This window comes from Campylobacter sp. MIT 12-8780, from assembly GCF_006864535.1.
Taxonomy (GTDB): Bacteria; Campylobacterota; Campylobacteria; order Campylobacterales; family Campylobacteraceae; genus Campylobacter_D.
Map to the genome: position 1 here is coordinate 1 of NZ_QHLL01000019.1, position 1,796 is coordinate 1,796.

At 29.3% G+C, this 1,796-nt stretch carries 2 protein-coding genes; both read right to left on the bottom strand.

Going from position 1 to position 1,796, the window contains the following annotated elements:
* A partial coding sequence (locus tag DMB95_RS09475; RefSeq protein ID WP_142931841.1) for a Cj0814 family flagellar-dependent secreted protein occupies positions 1-1,248 on the bottom strand: 1,248 nt, incomplete at its 3' end.
* 94 nt (positions 1,249-1,342) lie between these two features.
* Positions 1,343-1,796, bottom strand: a 454-nt coding sequence (locus DMB95_RS09480; RefSeq protein ID WP_260604847.1) for a hypothetical protein, incomplete at its 5' end; no start/stop codon positions are given.

The window sequence follows — 1,796 nt, forward strand, 5'->3', positions numbered from 1 at the left end:
ATCAAGACTTTTTAAATTTAAATTCTCATCTTTTATTCCAAAAAGCATTTTAAGAAAATCTTTTTCATCAAAACTTTCTTCTAAAAGTTTTTTAAGAAGTTCATTTGTATCTATAGCTTTATAAGTTTCATTTTTACTTTCTGCTTGTATTGGAGTGAAGGTTGTTTTGTTTGTTTTGGTGTTTTGCCTACCTTTGATATTTTCTTTCTCATTTTCTATGATAGTTTCTATTGATTTTAACTCATTTTGTGTTTGGCTTGCTTCTTTGTTTTGAAGTTTTTGCCATTGTGTTTTAAACTCATCAATACTCAAATCAGAACTAAACAAATCAAGTATTTTAGACATATAGGCAATGCCTTCTTCAAGAGTTTTAACTGAGTTGCTATCTCCTAAAAAAGAATTGCTTTCTATAAAGTCGTTTAAGCTCCTAATGTCTTCTTTGCTTATCGTGGTATCAAAACCCATTAGTTTGCCACTTATGGTTGTTTGCCCACTGATTAGAAAACCATTTTCGTTTTGATTGAGTTGATTTTTTGCAAAAGCTACAAAAATTCCTCCTTTACTTATACTGCCATTTTCTTTTATATAAGAATTTGCATTTTTTTGAATGCTGGTGTAATTTTCATATTTTTGGGAAGAATATGAAGAAAAACTAAAAGAATTTTGAGTATTTTTACTAAAAAAGGCAGAAGTTTCATCTTTGCTTACTGCCTTGTTTAGTTGATTTATATCATTATAAATTTCAAGCACATTGAGATTTTTTCTATCATATTTAAAACCCAAAGGTAGGCTTTGAATTTGTTCCTTGCTAAGTGAATCTTCGCTTGAATACGACATAATCTGGTTAAAAATTTTACTTACATTTTGCAAGGTTTTCTCAAAATCTATATTGGAAAAATGTTTGTTTTGCAAGAGTTGATTTAATAGCTCTTGCATATCCTTGGAGTAAATTTTATATTCTTTGGGTAAATTTAATTTTTCATTAAAATCACTAGTAAAAAAGCCTTCTTTATCCACACCATAACCTAAGACTTGAGAGACTGCCTTGTTTTTATCTTGGACTAAATTTGAAATGTTTGAATTTAAGGTATTAGTTTGTGTTATGTTTAAATTTATAGCTTGAGTAGCATTATTTGTCTTAGCTAATGTTTCATTTGAATTTTTGGTTTTTTCTTGTTGAGAATTTAAGGTATTTATATGATTTAAGCTTGCAGAGCTTAAGTATGAATTTATAGAGTTTGTTTGCATTTGAGTTTGCCCTTTAGGGTTGATTTAAGATATAATATATATCGACAAAATACAATTTTGCTGAAGTCATAAACTCCAGCAAATTGAAAAAGCATTATTTAATTCGTAAGCCACCAAGCTGATTATCAAAAGTATTTTTATATCTGTAGCTTAATTCTCTGACAATACCATTATTGTTTAAAACAGAGTTTGATTCCTTCCACATTCTACCAGTAGATCTATCAAGAACTACGGCTGCATAGGTAAAATAATTATAGCGTTTTCCTTGTCCTGAAATTGCCCAATTGTTTTGCACTATAAAACCAATATGTTTGTTTGTATAATATGGCTCTTCATTTGTAATCACGGCTTTGAAGTCCTTGTAGTGAGTTCCTGTAATTGTTTGACTTACAGCAAAACTAAGGCAAAAATTAGAACTAGTAAAACAATTTCCTACAGATTGAAACGCACCACCCTTAACCTCTTTCATCTCTTCAAGGCTAAGTTTTTTCACTCCAACTGAATAATCACTTAAATTTCCCTTGCTTATCCTTGCTAAAAAATCATCT